The organism is Aquabacter sediminis (assembly GCF_028863665.1).
In the GTDB taxonomy this organism is placed as follows: Bacteria; Pseudomonadota; Alphaproteobacteria; order Rhizobiales; family Xanthobacteraceae; genus L1I39.
Genome location: NZ_JARBFX010000004.1, coordinates 196777 through 217573, shown reverse-complemented (window position 1 = coordinate 217573; position 20797 = coordinate 196777). Strand labels below are relative to the sequence as shown.

19 protein-coding genes are annotated in these 20797 nt (G+C 66.6%); 15 read left to right on the top strand and 4 right to left on the bottom strand.

Going from position 1 to position 20797, the window contains the following annotated elements; genetic code table 11:
- The first annotated feature begins 44 nt into the window (after window positions 1–44).
- Entirely contained in the window at window positions 45–734 is a 690-nt protein-coding gene (locus PV781_RS09395) for a fumarylacetoacetate hydrolase family protein (protein WP_274775367.1), read from the top strand.
- A 39-nt stretch (window positions 735–773) separates the two neighbouring features.
- Here the strand turns inward: PV781_RS09395 and PV781_RS09390 are convergent, their stop codons facing one another.
- From PV781_RS09390 to PV781_RS09380, 3 genes are all read right to left on the bottom strand, one after another.
- A complete protein-coding gene (locus PV781_RS09390) occupies window positions 774–2603 on the bottom strand; it encodes a carbamoyltransferase family protein (RefSeq protein WP_274775366.1) in 1830 nt (609 codons plus the stop codon).
- A gap of 7 nt (window positions 2604–2610) precedes the next feature.
- Entirely contained in the window at window positions 2611–2760 is a 150-nt protein-coding gene (locus tag PV781_RS09385) for a DUF5989 family protein (RefSeq protein ID WP_274775365.1), read from the bottom strand.
- 88 nt (window positions 2761–2848) lie between these two features.
- Window positions 2849–3292: a hypothetical protein gene (locus PV781_RS09380; RefSeq protein ID WP_274775364.1), complete on the bottom strand. Its 444-nt coding sequence runs from the start codon at window positions 3290–3292 to the stop codon at window positions 2849–2851.
- 200 nt (window positions 3293–3492) lie between these two features.
- Here PV781_RS09380 and PV781_RS09375 point away from each other — a divergent pair, with 200 nt between their 5' ends.
- The 3 genes from PV781_RS09375 (at window position 3493) to guaD (ending at window position 6670) form a co-directional block, all read left to right on the top strand.
- Window positions 3493–4536, top strand: coding sequence for a tetratricopeptide repeat protein (locus tag PV781_RS09375; RefSeq protein WP_274775363.1), 1044 nt, complete (start codon window positions 3493–3495; stop codon window positions 4534–4536).
- 98 nt (window positions 4537–4634) lie between these two features.
- Window positions 4635–5081, top strand: a complete 447-nt coding sequence (locus PV781_RS09370) for an RrF2 family transcriptional regulator (RefSeq protein WP_274775362.1) — start codon at window positions 4635–4637, stop codon at window positions 5079–5081.
- A 191-nt stretch (window positions 5082–5272) separates the two neighbouring features.
- Window positions 5273–6670: a guanine deaminase gene (gene guaD / locus PV781_RS09365; protein ID WP_274775361.1), complete on the top strand. Its 1398-nt coding sequence runs from the start codon at window positions 5273–5275 to the stop codon at window positions 6668–6670.
- 19 nt (window positions 6671–6689) lie between these two features.
- Here the strand turns inward: guaD and PV781_RS09360 are convergent, their stop codons facing one another.
- Window positions 6690–8180: a sensor domain-containing diguanylate cyclase gene (locus tag PV781_RS09360; RefSeq protein WP_274775360.1), complete on the bottom strand. Its 1491-nt coding sequence runs from the start codon at window positions 8178–8180 to the stop codon at window positions 6690–6692.
- A 402-nt stretch (window positions 8181–8582) separates the two neighbouring features.
- On the opposite strand from PV781_RS09360, the gene PV781_RS09355 reads away from it, so the two are divergent.
- From PV781_RS09355 to PV781_RS09305, 11 genes are all read left to right on the top strand, one after another.
- Window positions 8583–9365, top strand: coding sequence for a FadR/GntR family transcriptional regulator (locus PV781_RS09355; RefSeq protein ID WP_274775359.1), 783 nt, complete (start codon window positions 8583–8585; stop codon window positions 9363–9365).
- Between the two features lie 213 nt (window positions 9366–9578).
- A complete protein-coding gene (locus PV781_RS09350; RefSeq protein WP_274775358.1) occupies window positions 9579–10394 on the top strand; it encodes an ABC transporter ATP-binding protein in 816 nt (271 codons plus the stop codon).
- Window positions 10394–11278 (top strand): branched-chain amino acid ABC transporter permease, encoded by an 885-nt coding sequence (locus PV781_RS09345; protein WP_274775649.1) that lies wholly within the window; start codon window positions 10394–10396, stop codon window positions 11276–11278. Before PV781_RS09350 ends, PV781_RS09345 begins: the two co-directional genes overlap by 1 nt.
- 1 nt (window position 11279) lies before the next feature.
- The gene (locus PV781_RS09340; protein WP_274775357.1) at window positions 11280–12323 is read left to right on the top strand and encodes a branched-chain amino acid ABC transporter permease; all 1044 of its coding nucleotides are present in this window, start codon (window positions 11280–11282) and stop codon (window positions 12321–12323) included.
- 49 nt (window positions 12324–12372) lie between these two features.
- The gene (locus PV781_RS09335; RefSeq protein ID WP_274775356.1) at window positions 12373–13548 is read left to right on the top strand and encodes an ABC transporter substrate-binding protein; all 1176 of its coding nucleotides are present in this window, start codon (window positions 12373–12375) and stop codon (window positions 13546–13548) included.
- Between the two features lie 17 nt (window positions 13549–13565).
- Window positions 13566–14372, top strand: coding sequence for an ABC transporter ATP-binding protein (locus PV781_RS09330; RefSeq protein ID WP_274775355.1), 807 nt, complete (start codon window positions 13566–13568; stop codon window positions 14370–14372).
- Between the two features lie 10 nt (window positions 14373–14382).
- Complete coding sequence (locus PV781_RS09325) at window positions 14383–16206, top strand: AMP-dependent synthetase/ligase (RefSeq protein ID WP_274775354.1); 1824 nt, start codon at window positions 14383–14385, stop codon at window positions 16204–16206.
- A 203-nt stretch (window positions 16207–16409) separates the two neighbouring features.
- Window positions 16410–16799: a twin-arginine translocation signal domain-containing protein gene (locus PV781_RS09320; protein WP_274775353.1), complete on the top strand. Its 390-nt coding sequence runs from the start codon at window positions 16410–16412 to the stop codon at window positions 16797–16799.
- A gap of 79 nt (window positions 16800–16878) precedes the next feature.
- Window positions 16879–18285 carry a sensor histidine kinase gene (locus PV781_RS09315; RefSeq protein WP_274775352.1) on the top strand — a complete coding sequence of 469 codons (1407 nt, stop codon included), beginning with the start codon at window positions 16879–16881 and terminating at the stop codon, window positions 18283–18285.
- Window positions 18282–19319: an NADH-quinone oxidoreductase subunit B family protein gene (locus PV781_RS09310; protein ID WP_274775351.1), complete on the top strand. Its 1038-nt coding sequence runs from the start codon at window positions 18282–18284 to the stop codon at window positions 19317–19319. Before PV781_RS09315 ends, PV781_RS09310 begins: the two co-directional genes overlap by 4 nt.
- Window positions 19316–20794, top strand: coding sequence for a nickel-dependent hydrogenase large subunit (locus tag PV781_RS09305; protein WP_274775350.1), 1479 nt, complete (start codon window positions 19316–19318; stop codon window positions 20792–20794). Before PV781_RS09310 ends, PV781_RS09305 begins: the two co-directional genes overlap by 4 nt.
- Window positions 20795–20797 lie beyond the last annotated feature (3 nt).

The window sequence follows — 20797 nt, the reverse complement described above, 5'->3', positions numbered from 1 at the left end:
CGGCCGTTCTCCATCCGCCGGCTCGAAAGGAGCCTGAGGTTTCCATGGCCAGTGCCTATGTGATCACCCCTCCCGCCATCCCCGCTTTGCCCGTCGAGGGCTCGGAAGGCCTGTTCCCGGTGCACCGCATCTATTGCGTGGGCCGCAACTTCGCCGACCACGCCATCGAGATGGGCCACGATCCCAATCGCGAGCCGCCCTTCTTCTTCCAGAAGAACGCCGACAACCTGGTGGTTGGCCCCTCGGTCCCCTATCCGCCGCGCACCAGCGACATGCATTATGAGATAGAGCTGGTGGTGGCGCTGAAGAGCGGCGGCGAGAACATCAAGGTGGAAGACGCCCTGAGCCATGTCTATGGCTACGGGGTCGGCATCGACCTGACCCGCCGCGACCTCCAGGGCGAGGCCAAGAAGCTCGGGCGCCCGTGGGAAGTGGGCAAGGCCTTCGAGCAGTCTGCACCCTGCACGGCCCTCGTTCCGGCAGAAAAGATCGGTCACCCCTCGGAGGGTCGCATCTGGCTGTCGGTGAACGGCACCGTAAAGCAGGAGGGCAACCTCAACCAGATGATCTGGAAGGTGCCGGAGATGATCGCGGAGCTGTCCACCCTGTTCCGCCTCGCCCCCGGCGACGTGATCTTCGCGGGCACGCCGGCCGGCGTCGGCCCGGTGAAGGCGGGGGACCGGCTGGCAGGTGGTGTCGATGGCGTCGCCACGCTGGACGTGACCATCGTTTGAGGAAACGGGGCCCGGCCTGTGCCGGGCCCCTGTCCCGGCTTAATCCAGCTCGAAGGCCGTCTCGTAGTTCAGCTTGAGCGCGGGGTCCTGGTCTTCCTTGCGCAGGAAGCAATTGCCCACCGCAAGCACCTCGATCTCGGTGCCCATGAAGCAGCGGAAGGCATCCTCGGGCGTGCCGACAATGGGCTCGCCCCGCACATTGAAGGACGTGTTGACCACCAGCGGGCAGCCGGTCAGCTCCTTGAAGCGCGAGATCAGCGCGTGATAGCGCGGCGCCGTGTCCGCCGTGACCGTCTGCAACCGGGCCGAATAATCCACATGGGTCACGGCCGGGATATCGGAGCGCGGCACGTTCAGCTTGTCGATGCCGAACAAAGCCTGCTCCTCCTGGGTCATGGCCCGGCGGCGGCGCTCCACCACGGGGGCGACCATGAGCATATAGGGGCTGTCGTCGTTAAACTCGAACCAATCCGCCACGTCCTCGCGCAGAACGGAAGGCGCGAAGGGGCGGAAGCTCTCGCGGTACTTGACCTTCAGATTCAAGGTCTTCTGCATGGTCGGCGAGCGCGGATCGCCCAGGATCGACCGCCCGCCCAAGGCCCGCGGCCCGAACTCCATGCGACCCTGGAACCAGCCCACCGCCTTTTCGTCCGCCAGGGCCCGGGCGGTGGCATCGATGAGGGCCGTGTCGTCCAGGACCGTAAAGACCGCGCCCGCCGAGGCCAGCCTCCGCTCGATGTCCGACTGATCAAAGGCCGGGCCCAGATAGGCGCCGCGCATGCGGTCGGAGCCGGAAACGCGCGGCTTGCCGGCATGGAGGTGGTAGGCGGCCAGCGCCGCCCCCACCGCCCCACCCGCATCGCCTGCCGCCGGCTGAACATAGATGTCCTCGAACAGGCCAAGCCGGTGCAGCACGCCATTGGCGACGCAGTTGAGCGCCACGCCGCCGGCCATGCACAGCTTCGTCTGCCCGGTCTCGCGGGCAAGCGAGCGGGCAAGGCGCTCTACCACCAGTTCCGTCACCTTCTGCACGGAGGCGGCAAGGTCCATATGGAATTGGGTGAGCTGCTCTTCCGGCTTGCGGGGCGGCGCGCCGAACAGGTCGTGGAAGCGCCGGTTGGTCATGGTCAGGCCGACGCAATAGTCGAAATAGCTCTGATCCAGCCGATAGCTGCCGTCGGGCTTTACATCAATGAGATGGTCCAGGATGGTCTGGACAAAGCGCGGCTCACCATAGGGCGCAAGGCCCATCACCTTGTACTCGCCGGAATTGACTTTGAAGCCGGTATAATAGGTGAAGGCGGAATAGAGCAGCCCCAGCGAATGGGGGAAGTGGATCTCCTTGAAGATCTCCAGGCTGTTGCCCCGGCCGATGGCGGCTGAGGTGGTGGCCCACTCGCCCACCCCGTCCAGGGTCAGGACGAGAGCTTCCTCAAAGGGCGAGGGGAAGAAGGCGCTGGCGGCGTGGGACAGGTGGTGCTCGGTGAAGAGCAGCTTGCCCAGCGCGTCGAAGCTCTTGTCGAACCCCTTCAGTTCCTTGGCCAGAAGGTCCTTCTGGAACAGCTTCTCGCGCAGCCACAGCGGCAGCGCGATGCGGAAGGAGGAAAAGCCCTTGGGCGCGTAGGAGACATAGGTCTCCAGCAGCCGCTCGAACTTCAGAAAGGGCTTGTCGTAGAACACCACATGGTCGAGATCCGACAGGCTGATGCCGCCCGCCTCCAGGCAGTAGCGGATAGCGTGCTCGGGAAAGCGGGGATCATGCTTGCGGCGGGTGAACCGCTCCTCTTGGGCGGCGGCGATGATCTCGCCGTCCACCACCAAGGCGGCCGCGCTGTCGTGATAGAGGGCCGACAGGCCGAGAATGCGCACGCCGCCCTCAGAACATGGTGTAGATGAAGGGAGCGACCGCAGACCCCTTGGCCAGGATCAAAAGCCCACCCAACGCCGCCATCAGCACCAGCATGGGCAGCAGCCAGAACTTCTTGCGCACCCGCAGGAACTGCCACAACTCGGAAACGAACCCCATGAGACCCCCTTGGCCGCACGCCGGAGGACCGCGAGATCCCGCCGGATGGGCGTCTTTTGCGTTTTGACGCGAGAAGCGACCGGTGGCGCTAGAACTGTCGCGACATGCTGTCCCCGGAGGGACCGGGCGGCTGGCGCGCGATCCAGTAGCTGGTCGCCGTTCGATCAAAGGAAAGGGCAAGCGGTCGCTTACCGAGGAGGCGCATCACCAGGGCGGTGGGCACCACGGCGCCCAGGAAGATCACCGCCATCACGACGGGATTGACGACCTTGTGCAGCAGCAGGCCGAAGCGGAACCACAGAAGGTTCAGCCGGTGCAGCACGTGCGGCCGCACCTGCGCGATCCCTGCAAAGGCAAGACCGGCAAGCGCCAGCCCCAAGGCCAGCATCGCCCGCTCGTGGTGATACTGGAAGCCTGCGACGATCAGCAGGAAGACCGCCATGATGCGGCCGAAAGAGCGGTCCGAACTCTTCAGTTGGTCCGGATCGCGGACATAAGTCTCGAAGGCGCCGGAGGGCGCGGCCTTGGGCATGGTGTCCCACCCCTATTCTTGTACAGCCACCGGCCAAAGCCCGGCGCCCCCGCCATACTGAAGGGTGCGGTAGCATGCACAGGGAAGTATGGCAACCGAAGGCAGCCCGCAGCCACCGGCCCGACCTTTGGTCGCAAGGCGCGCTTTCCTCGTTCGCGCCCGCGCATTACTGTGCCGCTGTGCAGGGATATTCGGAAGACATGGGGCAACGGACCAAATCCACCCGGGGCGAGCCGCGCGACATGCGGGCCTTTCAACGCGCCTGCCTTGCGCTCGAGGCGGCGCTGGCGGGGCGGATGCTCGATGACAGCGCGCGGGCCCGACGGGTGGAAGGACTGGCCCTCAACCCCGATGGGGAGGACGCGCCCGCTCTGGTGCGCGGGGTGCGCTTCATGGGTCTGGGCCGTGAAGGCCCCTCCCCCGCCGAATGCGTGCGGCTGGGTGACGCCCAGCGCGCCCAGCGCCACTGGCGCAAGGCGGCGTCCTTTTATGTGGAGGCCCTGCGCCGCAAGCCGGACATGACCCACATCTGGGTTCAGCTCGGCCATGCCCACAAGGAATCCGGCCAGCTGATCGGCGCGGAAGCGGCCTATCTGCGGGCCCTGGGCGCCGACCCCATGAACTGGGACACGCATCTCCAGCTGGGTCACCTGCTCAAGATCACCGGTCGCCGACAGGACGCGGCCCTGGCCTATTTGCGCGCCCTGGACCTGGAGGAGGCCGCAAGCGACCCGCTCAACGAGCTGCGCCACATGCTCGCCCAGGATCAGGTGGCGGTGACCGCCGCCCTGGCTGACGCCCTCGACGATTTTCCTCGGGCCGGCGCGCTCATTCATCTGGATGTCCAGGACAGCCTGCACCGCATCGCCGAAGGTCGCGCGCCGGAGCATGGCAGCGCGGGCGGCACCCTTGCCCAGCGCCGCCAGTTCGTGCGGGACGCCTTTCTCGGGGTGCTGGGCCGACAGGTGGACGAGGCAGCCCTGGCCTTCTATGCGGGCGCGCTGGGGAACGGCACGGGGCGTGTCGAGTTCCTGCGCGAGCTGGTCCATGCTCCGGAACTGGGCGCCACCGCCACGTCCCAGCTGAGGGACGCCTTGAACGACTTGGCCCTGGAGGTGGAATCGCGCCTCGCGCTGAAGATCGGCCACCCGCAGCTGCGCATCGATACCGATCCGGATGCCACGAGTCCCCAGGCGCTCGCGCGCAGCCTGCACGGCGCCATCGTCACCCTGCTCGACACGTGACCCGCCCGGTGCCGCCGGGGGCAGATCCACCCCGCGGCCTGCTCCCGTGTTGACCCGATCCCCGTGCCGCCCCATAAGCCGAGGATCGAGGTGAAGGCATGCTGACCAAGAAGGGAAAATACGGGCTTAAGGCGGCGGTGCATCTCGCCAGCCTGGCGCCGGGCGCGTCCGTCCAGGTGGCGGAGATCGCGGACGCCAATCAGATCCCGAAGAAATTCCTCGACGTGATCCTGGGCGAGCTGCGCAATGCCGGCTTCCTGACCAGCAAGAAGGGCAAGCTGGGCGGCTACCGGCTGGCCAAGGCGCCGGAGGACATCCTCGTCGGCGAGATGATCCGTGCGCTTGACGGCCCGCTGGCGCCTTTCCCCTGCGCCAGCCGCAACGCCTATGTGCCGTGCGAGGACTGCAACGTCACCCATTGCCATGTCCGCCTGCTCATGGGTCGGGTGCGAGACGCCATCGGCACCGTGCTCGACACCTGCACGCTCGCCGAAATGCGCGATCTCGACCAGGATTCGCTCCAGTCGTTCGTCGACTATATCTGATCCCCTGCTGCGCTTGCGTGGCGCTGCACCGCCTGTAAGCTGCAGTGCAGCAAGCAGCCGGCCATGGCGGTCCGGCGCAAAGGGCGGGCGATGGGAGAGGACATGCGGGAAGGGCCGGGCGCCGAAATCACAACGCCCTGTCCCATCCTTGTGGGCCTCGGCGGGCCTCGCCCGACGGGAAAGGCCGGCACATGAGCCTCGTGGGCATTCGCGGCTGCTTCTTTGACTTCGTGGACGACCCCTGGGCGCATGTGGGCGCCGAGGAACAGGCCGCCCGCTTCCTGCCCGACGGCCTCCTGGTGGTGGAAGACGGCATCATCCGCGCCTTCGGCCCCTTCCCTGAGATCGCCCCGGCCTATGCGGATCTGGCGGTCACCCATTATCCCGACCGGCTCATCCTGCCCGGCTTCATCGACGGCCATATTCACTTTCCCCAGACGCGCATGGTCGGCTCCTATGGCGAGCAATTGCTGCCCTGGCTGAAGAAGTGGGTGATCCCGGAGGAACTGCGCTACAAGGATCCCGATTATGCGCGCGAGGGCGCGGTCCGCTTCTTCGATGCGCTGCTGGCATCCGGCACCACCACCTGCCAGGCCTTCACCACGGCCTCCCCCGTCTCCACCGAAGCCTTCTTCGAGGAAGCCAGCCGCCGCAATGTGCGTGTCATCGCGGGCCTCACCGGCATCGATAAGAACGTGCCGGAGGACTTCACCGACACGCCCGAGAATTTCTACGCGGACACCAAGCGCCTCATTGACCGCTATCACCGCAAGGGCCGCAATCTCTACGCCATCACCCCCCGCTTCGCCCTGGGCGCCAGCGCCGAGCTGCTCTCGGCCTGCGAGCGCCTGAAGGCGGAACATCCCGATTGCTGGGTGAACACGCACATTTCAGAGACCCCAGCGGAGTGCCGCGGCGTGATGGACCTGTTTCCGGAGTGCCCGGATTATCTGGCCGTCTATGAGAAGTACGGCCTCGTTGGCCCCCGCTTCTCGGGCGGTCACGGGGTCTGGCTGTCGGACGGCGAGTTCCGGCGGATGGCGCGAGCGGGGGCCTCCATCACCTTTTGCCCCTGCTCAAACCTGTTCCTGGGATCGGGGCTGTTCCGGCTCGGGCGCGCGACGGACCCCGAACACCGGGTGCGGCTGTCCTTCGGCTCGGACATTGGCGGCGGCAACCGCTTCTCCATGCTCAATGTGCTGGACGAGGCCTACAAGGTGGGGATGTGCAACGCCACGCTCCTCGACGGCGCCGTCGATCCCGCCCGGCGGGATGCCGCCGAGGCCGAGCGCAACAAGCTCTCGCCCTATCGCGCCTTCTGGTCGATCACGCTGGGAGGCGCGCAGGGCCTCTATCTCGATGACATGCTCGGCAATTTCGAGCCGGGCAAGGAGGCGGACTTCGTGGTGCTGGACTGGAATGGGGGACCGGCCGCCCTCCCCTGGCGCCAGTCCATGGTCCTGGAGGGGGAGCGTCCCCAAACCGTGGAAGAGGCTGCCGGCCTCCTCTTCGGCCTCATGAGCGTGGCCGACGAGCGGGCGGTGGACGAGACCTGGGTCATGGGTCGCCGGCTTTACAAAAAGCCCTGACAGGAACTGCCTCCGCAGATCAGACGTACATCAGGCTCAGCATGCTGGTGACACTGCTGTCCACTCCGAATCCGTCCAGCAACACGGCGCAATTGCGCCCCCGCCCCTTTGCCATGTAGAGCGCCTCATCCGCGCGGCGCACCAGGCTTTCCATGCGGGCGGTGGGGCCGATATGGGCGCTGACGCCCCCAATGCTCACCGTCGCGGACAGGCGGGTCCCATCGGCGAGCGGAACGGACGTGCCTTCCACCACCTTTCGGATGCGCTCTGCAATCACGCGCGCGCCGGCGCCATCTGTTCCCGGCAGGACAATGGCGAACTCCTCGCCGCCATAGCGCGAGGCCAGGTCTCCTGGCCGCAGCAGCGAGCGGCGAATGCTGGCTGCGATCTCGCGCAGGAGCTCATCTCCCACCAGGTGACCGTGCCGGTCATTCACCAGCTTGAACCGGTCCGCATCCACCATCACCAGCGACAGGACCGAGCCATCCCTGGCTGCACGGCTCATTTCGGCGGCGAGATAGCGGTCGAAGTCACGCCTGTTGGTCAGGCCCGTCAGAAAGTCCGTGGAGGCCGCAAGCTTCAGCCGGTCGGCCATGGAAAAGCTCTGGTTGAGCGCGCGCTGCACCAAAGCCACCAGGAAGAGGATCAGGCCGCAGACGCAGATGGTCAGAAGACCCACGACAATGGCCTGGTTCCGCCAGGGCTTCAGCACCGTGTCGAGCGGGATGGAGATCATAAGGACCAGGGGAAAGTCATTGATGTACTTGTAAAGAAAGTACTTCTCCTTCTCCTCATACATCGAGACGGCCTTGAACCCGCTGGGGCGACCCTGGCGGATGGCCTCGAACACGTCCTTCCCCGCCACGTCGACGCCGGCGCCCCCATTCGCCTCCTCCGTGGGGTGGCGCTCCACCACGACGCCATCGGTTCGCATGAGGGTGAGAATGCTGCCCGGTCCGAGGTCGAGCGCGGAGAAGAGCTCGTCGAAATAGCTGGACCGCAGGCTGGCCGCCGCGACACCCCCGAATGTTCCGTCGCGGTTGGTCAGGCGGCGGCTGATAGTCACCTGCCAGATGCCCGGCTGAAGCCCGCTGTTGGTGGGCTGTCCCAGATAGGCCCCCCCGTCCCTGTGCCGGTGCGCCTTGAAGAAATCCCGATCGGCAAAGTTTCCGGGCCCGGGAAGGGGCGAGCGGGAATCGAAAACGATGTCGCCGGCTGGAGACAGAACCAGCACCACATCCACATGCTCCGCTGCCGTCGCCCGATCAAACAGGATCAGGTTGCGCAGTTCCGGCGACACGAACTGGACCTCCGTATGCCGCAGGCCATCCTGGACACCCGACAATGACGCATCAATGAGCGTGAGATTGCGCCCGATGGCCGCGACGAGGGTGGTCAGGACGTTGTCGGCCCCGCGGACAGCATTGTCCCAGGCATCCTGCCGGGCCTGCCAGAGCGTATAGGCCTGGATCGCGACAATGGCCGCCACCATCAGGATGGCTGCCATCATGATCAGCCCCCGACCCGCAATCTGCCTGAGCACCTTGGCGGCGTTATCCCCCCACACCGTCACCTGCGCCCCTCCCAGGGCTGAAACCGGCCAAAGGCACGGCTTCAGTGATGCGCCTGCCCACCGCAAATGGCTTCACTCTTATGCGGTTGAAGATAACGGCTGATGCGCGCGATGGAAAGCTGAATGCCTTACCGCGGCCCGGCGGAGTCGCAGGCTCGGGCGCAGCGCCCCAAATGCACTGAAGTGTTGTTTGTCCGACAAACGGACTTTTGTGCTGCATTCGCGAAGAACGCATCTCGCAACTGCTTACAAAATAAAGAAACGTGGCCACCTCCAGCGACTGTTGACAATGTCCGATCTTCTCATGCTAGGCTTCTGTCGGTTCAGGATGGACGAACAATGGTCGCCCCCTCGCAGACACGTTTTGAGCGCATCCAGGTTGCTCCGGCCTATCAGCTGGTGGCCGAGGCGATCGAGCGCGAGGTGGTGTCGGGGCGCCTCCTGCCGGGCGAGCCGGTGGGCACCGAGGCCGAATTGGTGCGCCAGTTCGGCGTCAACCGCTCCACGGTGCGGGAGGGCATCCGGGCGCTGGAGGAGAGCGGCTTCATCCAACGCGGGCCGGACCGGCGCCTCTATGCCTGCCTGCCCCGCTACAACCGCCTGTCCTCGCGCATGAGCCGCGCCCTGGCGCTGCACGAGGTGACGTTCCGCGAACTGTTCTCGGTCTCCCTGGTGCTGGAGGTGACGGCGGCGGAGGAGGCGGTGGCCGCTGCCTCGCCCGAGGCCATCGCCGAACTGGAGGACAACCAGAAGGAACTGGAAGCCGCCGCCGCCGCCAACGACCCGACCCGGATTTCCCAGGTGGATTTCGACTTCCACGTCCTGTTGGCGAAATCCACCGGCAACCGGGTGCTGACCCTGTCGCGCGAGCCGTGCAGCCTGCTTTTCTTTCCCACGTCCGAGCTGATCTGCCGGCGCGTGCCGGAAGGCCCCGCGCGCATGATCTTCGCCCATCGCCAGATCATCGATGCCATCGCGGCGCGGGACCTGGAGGCGGCGCGCCTGTGGATGCGCCGGCATATCTATGACTGGCGGCGGGGCTTCGAGCGGGCCGGGCGGGATCTCGACGAGCCGGTTGAGCGCGTCTACGCCCGCAGCCTGCCGCAGCACATGACACTTTGAACAAGCGCTCCCGGCCGGCGCGCCAACGCCACCGGGAGAGAAGGCACCACAAAAATCACCAAGAGCGCGCCAAAGCGCCGCCGGGAGGGAGGAAACCATGACGGCACCAGCCGCAGGCGGCGTCGTGCGCGCCCATCAGGGCAAAGGCCAACCGCGCAGCGGGGAGCGCGTGCGCGCCGTCACCGGGCCCGCATGGCCCGCGGGAGGCGCAGCATGAGCGCGCCCATCCTCTCGGTCGATGCCATGAGCCTGTCCTTCGGCGGCCTGAAGGCGCTCTCCGGCGTCACCTTCGACGTGGCGCCGGGTTCCATTACCGCCGTCATCGGGCCGAACGGGGCCGGCAAGACCTCGCTCTTCAACTGCATCTCCGGCTTCTACCATCCCAGCGAAGGCGCCATCCGCTTCGAGGGGCAGGACATTTCCCGCACCCACCCGCCCGAGCGCGCCCGCCTGGGCCTCGCCCGTACCTTCCAGAACATCGCCCTCTTCCGGGGCATGACGGTGCTCGACAACATCAAGCTCGGTCGCCACGCCCACATGAAGACCTCGCTGCTGGAGGCGCTCGTCTATTGGGGCCGGGCGCAGAAGGAGGAAATGGAGCTGCGCGCCGAGATCGAGGAAAAGGTCATCGATCTCCTGGAGATCAACCACATCCGCAACCAGCCCGTGGCGACGCTGCCCTATGGGCTGCGCAAGCGCGTGGAACTGGCCCGCGCGCTGGCCATGCGCCCGAAGGTGCTGATGCTGGACGAGCCGGTCGCGGGCATGAACCGGGAGGAGACCGAGGACATGGCCCGCTTCATCCTGGACGTGAAGGAGGAGTGGGGCGTGACCATCCTCATGGTGGAGCACGACATGGGCATGGTCATGGACATTTCCGACCATGTGGTGGTGCTCAATTTCGGCCAGGTGATCGCCCGCGGCCGGCCGGCGGAGGTGACCGCCAATCCGGACGTGATCCGCGCCTATCTCGGTGGCACGGACCTTGAGGCGCTCCAGCGCCGCATTCAGGGACGGGAGGCGGCGTGATGGAGTTCGACTGGCTGTTCTTCTTCGAGGTGACGCTCGCGGGCCTCGGCAATGCGGCGCTGCTGGCGCTCACCGGCCTTGCCTTCGTGCTCATCTACAAGGCCACCCGCGTGGTGAACCTTGCCATCGGCGAAATCCTGATGGTGGGCGCCTATCTCTTCTTCTCCTTCACGGCGGGGCTTGGCCTTCCCACCTATGTGGCCATCCCCGCGGCGCTGGTGGGGGGCGGCATCCTGGGCGCGGTGCTGGAGCGCACGGTCATCCGTCCCATGCTGGGCGAGAATGCCATTTCGGTATTCATGGTGACCATCGGCATCGGCTCGGTGCTCATGGGCCTTGCGGAGATCATCTGGGGCGCGGCGCCCACGGCCTTGCCGGACTTCATGGGCGGCGGCGCGGTGTTCATCTTCGATGCCTACGTCTCCCGCAAGGTGGTCATCGGCTTCTCCGTCTCCTGCGCGGTCATTGCCGCCTTCCTTCTGGTGTTCCGCTTCTGGCGCGGCGGCGTGGCGCTGCGCGCCACCGCCACCGACCAGGCGGCGGCCTATTCCTGCGGCATCAATGTGCCCGCCGTCTTCTCGCTGGCCTGGGTGTTCGCCGGCATGGCGGCGGCCGGCGCGGGCGTGCTGGTGGGCGCGGTGGGCGGCATCTCGCCGGCCATGGGCGTGTTCGGCCTCTCCGCCCTTGTGGTGGTGATCGTGGGCGGCCTGGATTCCATCTCCGGCGCGCTCATCGGCGCCATCCTGGTGGGCCTCATCGAGGCGTGGGCCGGCACCTTCCTGGGGGGCGAATACAAGATGCTGGCCACCTTCGGCCTGCTGATGCTGGTGCTGCTGGTGCGGCCCTACGGGCTGTTCGGCACGGTCGAGATCGAGAGGCTGTGACATGCGCATCGGCACGCTGAAGGAAACCTACGCCGCAGACGAGGCGCTCTTCGACACCTCCACCCAGCGGGCCTGGCTGGTGGTGCTGGCGGTTGCGCTCGTCGCCTTGCCGTTCGTCGCCAACGAATATTTCCTCTATCTGGCCTGCCTGGTGGGGATCCACATCATCTCCACCACCGGCCTCAACATCCTCACCGGCTTCACCGGCCTCGTCTCGCTGGGCCAGGCGGCCTTCATGGGGGTGGGCGCCTATACGGTGGCGGTGCTGGAGGGGCGGCTCGGGACGCCGGCCCTGCTCAACCTCCTGCTCGCCGGCCTGATGACCGCCTTGGTGGGGGCGGTGGTGGGCCTGCCCAGCCTGCGGGTGAAAGGCCTTTACCTGGCCATGGCCACCATCGCGGCCTCCTTCATCCTGCACTTCATCTTCGCCAACTGGTCCTCGGTGACCAATGGCGTGTCCGGCATCAATGTGGCCCCGGCCTCGGTCTTCGGGCTCACCTTGTCGCGTCCCTTCGCGCTCTATTGGCTGATCCTTCCCCTGATGGCGGTCATGGTGCTGGCGGCGGCGAACCTGTTCCGCACCCGCATCGGCCGGGCCTTCATCGCCATCCGCGACCGGGACATTTCCGCCGAGGTGCTGGGCATTCCGCTCCTGCGCTACAAGCTCATGAGCTTTGCCCTCTCCTCCTTCTATGCGGGGGTGGCCGGCGGGCTGTGGGCCTACTTCTTCCGGGTGGTGACGCCGGAAAGCTTCCCCTTCGTCTATTCCATCTTCTTCCTGGCCGCCGTGATCGTTGGCGGCATGGGCACGATCTTGGGCGGCATTCTCGGCGCCATCTTCATGACCATGGTGCCGGAAGTCTTGAAGTTGATGGTGGGCGTGCTTTCCCCCATCCTGCCCGATGCGGTGGCCATTCTCTCGCCGGTGCGCACCATCGTGTTCGGCGCGCTCATCATCGGCTTCCTGATCTTCGAGCCGCACGGACTTGCCGAAATCTGGCGGCGCACGCGGCGCTTTTTTCATCTGTGGCCGTTCAAGACCTGACGACGTGACAGACCCGACCGCAAAGGCGGGCAACCCGGGAGGAAACATCATGAACCTGAACAGACGCGAGGCCCTCACTCTGGCCCTTGGCGCGGGCGCTGCCATCGGGCTCGGCATCCGCCCCTCGGCGGCGGCGGACGACATCGTCATCGGCGGCTCGATCCCGCTGTCCGGCGTGTTCGCCTTTGCCGGCATCGGCATCCATGCGGGCATCCAGGACTATGTGAAGATCATCAATGATGGCGGCGGCATCGCAGGGCGCAAGGTGACGTATCTGGCCGAGGATACCGGCTACAAGGTCGACCAGTCGGTGGCGGTGTTCAACAAGCTCACCAGTCAGGCCAATATCAACCTCTATTATGGCGACTCCACCGGCTTCTCGAAGACCATCAATGCGGAGCTGGACCGCAAGAAGACCATTATGATGGCGGGTGCCTCTTTCGCCAGCGAGCTGAACGACCCCAAGAAATATCCCTTCCAGTTCATCGCCGGCCCCGACTACACGCAGATGTTCGACATCCTGCTGCAATATGTGGCCAAGACGAAGCCGGGCGCGAAGATCGCCTTCGTGCATTCGGACACCGAGTTCGGACGCGATCCCATCGCAGCGGGCCAGGAGAAGGTGAAGAAGCTCGGCCTGAAGATGACCGAGACCATCGTCACCCCGCCCACCGCCGTGGACGTGTCCACCGAGATCCTGAAGCTGCGGCGCGCCAATCCCGACTACACCATCTTCCACGGCTACGTGCTCGCGCCCATTCCGGAGTTCATGAGCCAGGCCAAGCAGATGGGCCTTGCCACCAAGTTCATGGGCACGTTCTGGTCCATGGACAATTCGCTCTGGACCAAGGTGGGCGAGCCGGCGGACGGCTTCATGGGCGTGATGCCGTATCGCTATTATTACGACGCCGACGGCAAGAGCCCCATGCTGGACAAGATCCGGCAGATGCGGCCGGAATACCAGTCCACCGCCTATATGCAGGGCTTCTTCACGGCCATGCTGTTCCTGGAGAGTGCCAAGCGCACGCTCAGCGCTGGCAAGGAGCTGAACGGCACGAACCTGAAGGCGGCGCTCAATAGCCTGAAGGACTTCGACACCGGCGGCATCATCGGCGTTCCCGTCTCCATTCCCGGCAATTCGGTGCCGGTCGGTCGCGTCTATCGCTACGACGCCGCCAAGAAGCTGATGGTGGCGGATTCCGACTGGATCAACGTCGCCTCCTGACGGGCAAAGGGCCGGACATGACTGACGCGATTCTCGAGGTGACCAATATCGAGGTCGTCTACAACAAGGCGGTGCAGGTGCTGCGCGGACTTTCGCTCCGGGTGGAGCGGGGGTCCGTGGTGGCGCTGCTAGGCTCCAACGGGGCGGGCAAGTCCACCACGCTGAAGGCGATCTCCAACCTGCTGGACCTCGAGGATGGCGCCGTCACCGCCGGCACCATCACCTTCGACGGGCGCAACGTGGCGGGGCTTTCCCCCCACGGCCTCGTCCGCAAGGGCCTTTTCCATGTGATGGAGGGGCGGCGGGTGTTCGAAGACCTGACCGTCGAGGAAAACCTCACCGCCGCCACCTTCGCCCTGTCGGGCCGGGGCCTGCCGCCCACGCCCTTCGACGAGGTCTATGACTATTTCCCGCGCCTGAAGGAACGGCGCACCAGCCGCGCGGGCTATCTCTCCGGCGGCGAGCAGCAGATGCTGGCCATCGGCCGCGCGCTCATCGCCAAGCCCAGCCTCATCCTCCTGGACGAACCGTCCCTCGGCCTCTCGCCCAAGCTGGTGGAGGAGATTTTCACCATCATCGCCCGCATCAACCGGGAGCGCGGCGTCTCCATGCTCTTGGTGGAGCAGAATGCGGCGGTGGCCATGGCGGTCGCCCATTACGGCTACATCATGGAGACGGGAAAGGTCGTCATCGACGGCCCGGTTGAAAAGCTGATGCGCGACCAGGATGTGCGCGAATTCTATCTCGGCATGGGCGGCGAAGGAGCGGAGAAAAGCTATCGCGACGTGAAGCATTACAAGCGCCGCAAGCGCTGGCTGTCCTGAGGACCCTCCCATGACCGCGACGCCCGTCTTTGATCCCCCCGCCCTCACCTTGCCCCAGATGCTGCGCCGCCAGGCCCAGGAGAATGGGGCGCGCACCGCCATCCGCCAGAAGGATTTCGGCATCTGGAAGCCGCTGAGCTTCCAGGACTATTTCACGCGCGCCAGCGCCGCGGGCTTAGGCTTCCGGGCCATGGGCCTCGTCGAGGGCGGCCACGTGGCCATTCTCTCCGAGAACCGGGTGGAATGGGTGCTGGCACAGCTCGGCGCCGGCCTCGTGGGCGGGGTGACGGTGGGCGTCTATGCCACCAGCCCCTCCAACGAAGTGGCCTATGTGCTCGACCATTCGGACGCGCAGATCGTCGTGTGCGAGGACCAGGAGCAGGTGGACAAGGTGCTGGAGCGCCAGGCCGAACTGCCCAAGGTCAAGCGCATCGTCGTCATCGAGCAGAAGGGGCTGCGCGCCTATCCGGACGGCCTCGTCATCTCGTTCGCGGCGCTAGAAGAGCTCGGCCGGGCGTATGGCGCCGCGCATCCCCGCCTCATCGAGGAGTGCCTCTCGCGTCAGAGCCTCGATGACATCGGGCTGATGATCTACACCTCCGGCTCCACGGGCAAGCCGAAGGGCGCGATGCTCAGCTATCGCAACCTCAGGGCCGAGGCCATCGCGGTGGTGGACACGCTTTCCCTGGATGCATCCACCACGCATCTGTCCTACCTGCCGCTCTGCCACGTGGCCGAGCAGATGCTCACCACCATGGCACCCATCTATCTGGGATCGCAGATCAATTTCGGCGAGAGCATCCGCACCGTTCAGGAGGACCTGCGGGAGGTCGCGCCCTCCATGTTCCTGGGCGTGCCACGCATCTGGGAGAAGCTGAACGCCTCCATCTACATCAAGCTCATCGAGGCCGGCGGCGTGCGCCGCGCCTTGTTCGAGCGGGCCTACGCCCTGTGCGAGCCCTTCGCCGAAGTGCCACCCGCCCGCCGCACCTTGGCGCAGCGTGCGATCTTTGCGGTTTGCTATGTGGCGGTCTTTCGGGCGCTCCAGAACTATATCGGCCTCACCCATTGCAAGGTGGCCATGACCGGCGCCGCCCCCATCTCGGCCAAGATCGTCCGCTTCTTCCGCACCCTGGGCGTCCCCCTGGTGGAAGTCTATGGCGCCACCGAAACCTCGGGCCTCGCCTGCGGGCAGCGGCTGGATCATCTGGTGCCGGCGTGCGTCGGCAGCCCGGCCCGCGGCGTGGAGATGCGCCTTGCCCCGGAGACAGGCGAGATCCTGGTGCGCGGCGACATCGTCTTTGCCGGCTATTACAAGTCCCCCGACGCCACCGCCGCCGCCATCCGCGACGGCTGGCTCCATACGGGTGACGTGGCGGAAATGGTGCAGGGGCAGCTCAAGATCGTCGACCGGCTGAAAGACATCATGATCACCGCCGGAGGAAAGAACCTCTCCCCCTCCGAGATCGAGAACACCGTCAAGGCGAGCCCCTATGTGAAGGAGTGCATCGTCATCGGCGAGCGACGCAAATATGTGTCCGCTTTGGTGCAGATCGACGCCGAGACGGTCGGAAAGTGGGCCGAGGAGAAGGGCGTGGCCTACACCCATTTCCGCTCGCTGGCCGAGCATCCCAAGGTGCGCGAGCTGATCGAGGGCGAGATCGCCGCAGCCAACGCCCAGCTGGCCCAGGTCTCCCACATCCGCCGCTTCCATCTCCTGGTGAAGGAGCTCGACCACGACGATGACGAGGTGACCGCCACCATGAAGGTGCGCCGCTCCAACATTCAGAAGAAGTATGCCACTGAAATCGAAGGGCTTTATGCGAGCGCCTGAGGCTGCACCCTCCTGCCGTTAACCAAGAGCCGCGACGGGCGCGCCCAGGGTGCCGGACGGCGCCCGCGCGCCCCATCTTTGCCCCCTTCGGGAACCTCAATGCCTTCTGAAGCGTCTTCGACGCACCGCGCCGCTCCAGGCCGGCGGAACCGGCCCGGCCGGTCTCGCCGCAGCCCGAATGGCGCGCGCAGAAGGAAGAACTGATGATCGAACGCCGCCGCTTCCTGAAGGGCCTCGTCGCCGCCGCAGCCGCCGCGCCGCTGGCGGCCCTGGCCGGCAAGGCCGAGGCCCAGCCCTGGTTTCCGCCCGGACCGCCCGGTCCTCCCCCTCCCGGACCGCCGCCCCCCGGCGGGCCCCGCCCCGGCCGCCGCCCCCCGCCGCCGCCGCCCGCACGCTGGGAGCGGGTGCCCCCACCTCGCCCGGGCTTCGTCTGGGCGCCGGGTCACTGGACCTGGAGCGCGCGCAGCTGGCGGTACGTCTGGGTGCCTGGCCGTTGGATTCCGGCACGGCGCGGCTACCGCTATGTCGGCGCCCGCTGGGTCAATCGCGGCGGCGTCTGGGTGTTCGTGCCCGGCAGCTGGGCGCGCTGGTGACATCTCTCCTGCCCGGCGCTGTTGTCGCCGGGCAGCCTCCGGGGGTAGCATGGCTCTTGGTCTTTCCTGACGAGACGCCATGCCTTCCTCCCGCGCGCCTTCCGATGCCGCCTCCCCCTCCGGGGGTGGCGCACACGCGCCGGGACTTGGAGCACCGGACGAAGCGGGCGAACGGGACACCGAGCAGGCCTGGATCTCTGTCATCCGCAAGATGGACGAGACTTACGCCGAATTGCTCGCTCAGCAGGTGGAACTGGAATCCAAGAACGAGGCTCTGGAGGAAGCGCAGGCCTTCATCGCCGGCATCATGGCCTCCATGACGGACGTGCTGATCGCCAGCGATCTCACCGGACGGATCGAGCAGGTGAATGTGGCAGCCGAACGCCTCTTTGGGCGGCCGGGCTCCGCCCTGCAGGACATGCCGCTCGCCGACCTGATCGACCCATCCTCCCCCACCCGTGTCGCCGACGTCTTTGCCATCGTCGCCCAACGCCAGCGCATCGTCGATACGGACTTCGCCTTCGCCACGCCCGAGGGGCCCTTCCCGGTGTCTGTGAATGGCGCGGTGCGGTTTGATTCCCGCGGCCGCGCCGTGGGCATGGTCCTCATGGGTCGGCCTGTGGGCGAGCTGCGCAAGGCCTACCGGGATCTGGCCGCCGCCCATGAGGGGCTCAAGCAGGCTCAGCAGCAACTGGTCCACGCGGAAAAAATGGCCTCTCTCGGCCGCCTGGTGGCGGGCGTCGCCCATGAGCTGAACAATCCCATCTCCTTCGTCTATGGCAACGCCCACGCCTTGAAGCGCTATACGGACCGCATCTCCGCCTTTCTCGACGCGGTGGAGCGCGGCGCGGCACCAGCGGAGTTGAAGGCACTGCGGACGTCCCTCAAGCTCGATCACACCCGCGCCGACCTACCCGCCACGCTCGCCGGCATATTGGAAGGCGCCGAGCGGGTGCGGGACATCGTGGCAGACCTGCGCCGCTTTTCCGCCGACCGGCGCGAGGCGCTGGAGATCTTCGACATGGGTCCTCTGGTCCGATCGGCTCTCGACTGGGTGGCAAAGGCCCAGATGCCGGGCATCGAGACCCGCATCGACCTGCCCGACGGACTTGAGGTGGAGGGCCATCCGGGCCATCTCCACCAATTGGTGATGAACCTGATTCAGAACGCCACGGATGCCATGGAGGGCCGTCCGGAGCGCCGCCTGGAGATTTCCGGCGCACAGGAAAACGGCAAGGTGGTGCTCACCGTCCGCGATACCGGCCCGGGCTTGCCCGACGAGGTGGCCTGCCGCATGTTCGACCCCTTCTTCACGACCAAGCCGGTGGGCAAGGGAACCGGTCTCGGTCTGTCCATTTCCTATCGCATCGCCGCCGAACATGGCGGCGCACTGACCGCCGCGAATCATCCCGAGGGCGGTGCGGTGCTGACCCTGTCCCTGCCTGCCGCCCGCGGCGAGGCGCCTCGCCCAGGAGGCCCCGCATGAGCGGCCTTGCCACCTTCTCCGGCACCTTGCACGCCCCATTCACCGTGCTGTGGCTCCAGTCCGGCGGCTGCGGCGGGTGCACCATGTCGCTGCTCTGCGCCGAAGGGCCGGACCTGATGACCACGCTGGAGGGCGCCGGCATTTCGCTCCTGTGGCACCCCAGTCTTTCGGAGGAAACGGGGGACGAGGTGCTCGACCTCTTCTCCCGCATCCAGAGCGGCGAGATCGTGCTCGATGCGCTCTGCGTCGAGGGTGCGCTGCTACGCGGGCCCAACGGCACCGGGCGCTTCCACGTGCTCGCCGGCACGGGGCGGGCCACCATCGAATGGGTGCGCGAATTGGCTCAGCTTGCCCGATACGTGGTGGCGGTGGGCACCTGCGCCGCCTATGGCGGGGTGACGGCCGCGGGTCTCAACCCCACCGATGCCTGCGGCCTGCAATATGACGGCCGCCGGGAAGGCGGGGCGCTGGGCGTTTCGTTCCGCTCGCGGGAGGGCCTGCCGGTCATCAATGTGGCGGGCTGTCCCACCCACCCCAACTGGGTGACGGAAACGCTGATGCTGCTGGCGGCGGGGCTGCTTTCGCCGCAGGATCTGGACGCCTATCGCCGGCCGCGATTCTATGCGGACCATCTGGTCCATCACGGCTGCACCCGCAACGAATATTATGAATACAAGGCAAGCGCCGAAAAGCTCTCAGACCTCGGCTGCATGATGGAGCATTTGGGCTGCCTGGGCACCCAGGCCCATGCGGACTGCAATACAAGGCCCTGGAACGGCGAAGGCTCCTGCACCCGTGGCGGGTATTCCTGCATCAACTGCACCGCGCCCGAATTCGAGGAGCCCGGCCACCCCTTCCTGGAGACGCCCAAGATCGCCGGCATTCCCATCGGCCTGCCCACCGACATGCCCAAGGCGTGGTTTATCGCCTTGTCGTCGCTGGCCAAGGCGGCCACGCCAGAGCGGCTGAAGCGCAATGCGGTCAGCGACCATCCGGTGGTGCCGCCCACGGTGCGGGACATCAAGCGGCGATGAGCATCCTGGAGACGGGGGCGGAAGAGGCTCCCCGCCGGCTGATTGTCGGCCCGTTCAACCGCGTCGAGGGCGACCTGGAAGTGCGCCTGGAGGTGGCGGATGGCGCGGTGAGGGCGGCCTTTGTGTCATCGCCCCTGTTTCGCGGCTTCGAGCGCATCCTGGAGGGGCGCGATCCGCGCGATGCCCTCATCATCGCGCCCCGCATCTGCGGCATCTGCTCGGTGTCCCAATCCCAGGCGGCGGCGCTGGCGCTGGCGGGCTTGCAGGGCATCGGGCCGACGGAAAACGGCCGCATCGCCACCAATCTCCTGGTGGCGACCGAGAATGTGGCGGATCATCTCACCCATTTCCACCTCTTCTTCATGCCGGACTTCGCCCGCGCCGCCTATGCCGGGCGGCCTTGGTTTCCCGCCGCCGAAGCCCGTTTCAAAGCTGGGCGCGGCACCAGCGCGCGCCGCATGGTTGAGGCGCGGGCGACACTGTTTCATGTGCTGGGCCTGCTCGCCGGCCGCTGGCCCCACACCCTGGCCATCCAGCCCGGCGGGGTGACGCGGCGGGCCGACCGGCGCGACCAGATGCGCCTCCTCGCCACCTTGCGCGCCGTGCGTGGGGTGCTGGAGGCCCAGCTTTTCGGCGCACCGCTGGAGCAGGTGGCGGAGCTATCCGATCCGTTGGAACTGGAAGCCTGGCGCGCGAACGGGCCGGACGGGGATTTTCGCCTGTTCCTGGAAATCGCCGCCGACCTCGGGCTTGACCGCATGGGGCGAGCCTATGACCGCTTCCTGAGCCATGGCGCCTATCCGGGCGCGGATGGCCCCTTCTATGCCGCCGGCATCGTGGCGGAGGGCCATCGGGGCACGCTCGATCCCGCAGGCATAACCGAGGATCACACCTTCGCCCGCATGGAGGAGCGCGGTCACCCGCACCATCCCTTCGCCGGCTCCACCCTGCCTGATGCGGCGGACGAGACCGGCTACACCTGGTGCAAGGCGCCGCGCCTCTTCGGCCGCCCGTTCGAGACTGGCGCGCTGGCGCGGCAGGTGGTGGATGGCCAGCCGCTTCTGACCGCCCTGGTGGCGGAGGGTGGTGGCACCGTCTATTCCCGCGTGGTCGCCCGCCTCCTGGAGACTGCGCGCACCCTCATGGCTATGGAAGCCTGGGTCCGCGCGCTTGAACCCGACGCGCCCTGGTGCGCGGAAGGGGTCAATCCCGCCAATGGCCAGGCAGCAGGGCTCACCGAGGCGGCCCGCGGCGCGCTCGGCCATTGGTTGAGCGTGGAGAAGGGCCGCATCGCCCGCTACCAGATCATCGCCCCCACCACCTGGAACTTCTCTCCCCGCGACGCGCAAGGCATCCCCGGTCCGTTGGAGGCGGCCCTCGTGGGCGCGCAAGTGGAGGCAGGAGAGAAAACGCCCCTCTCCGTGCAGCATATCGTACGCTCCTTCGACCCCTGCATGGTCTGCACGGTGCATTGAGGC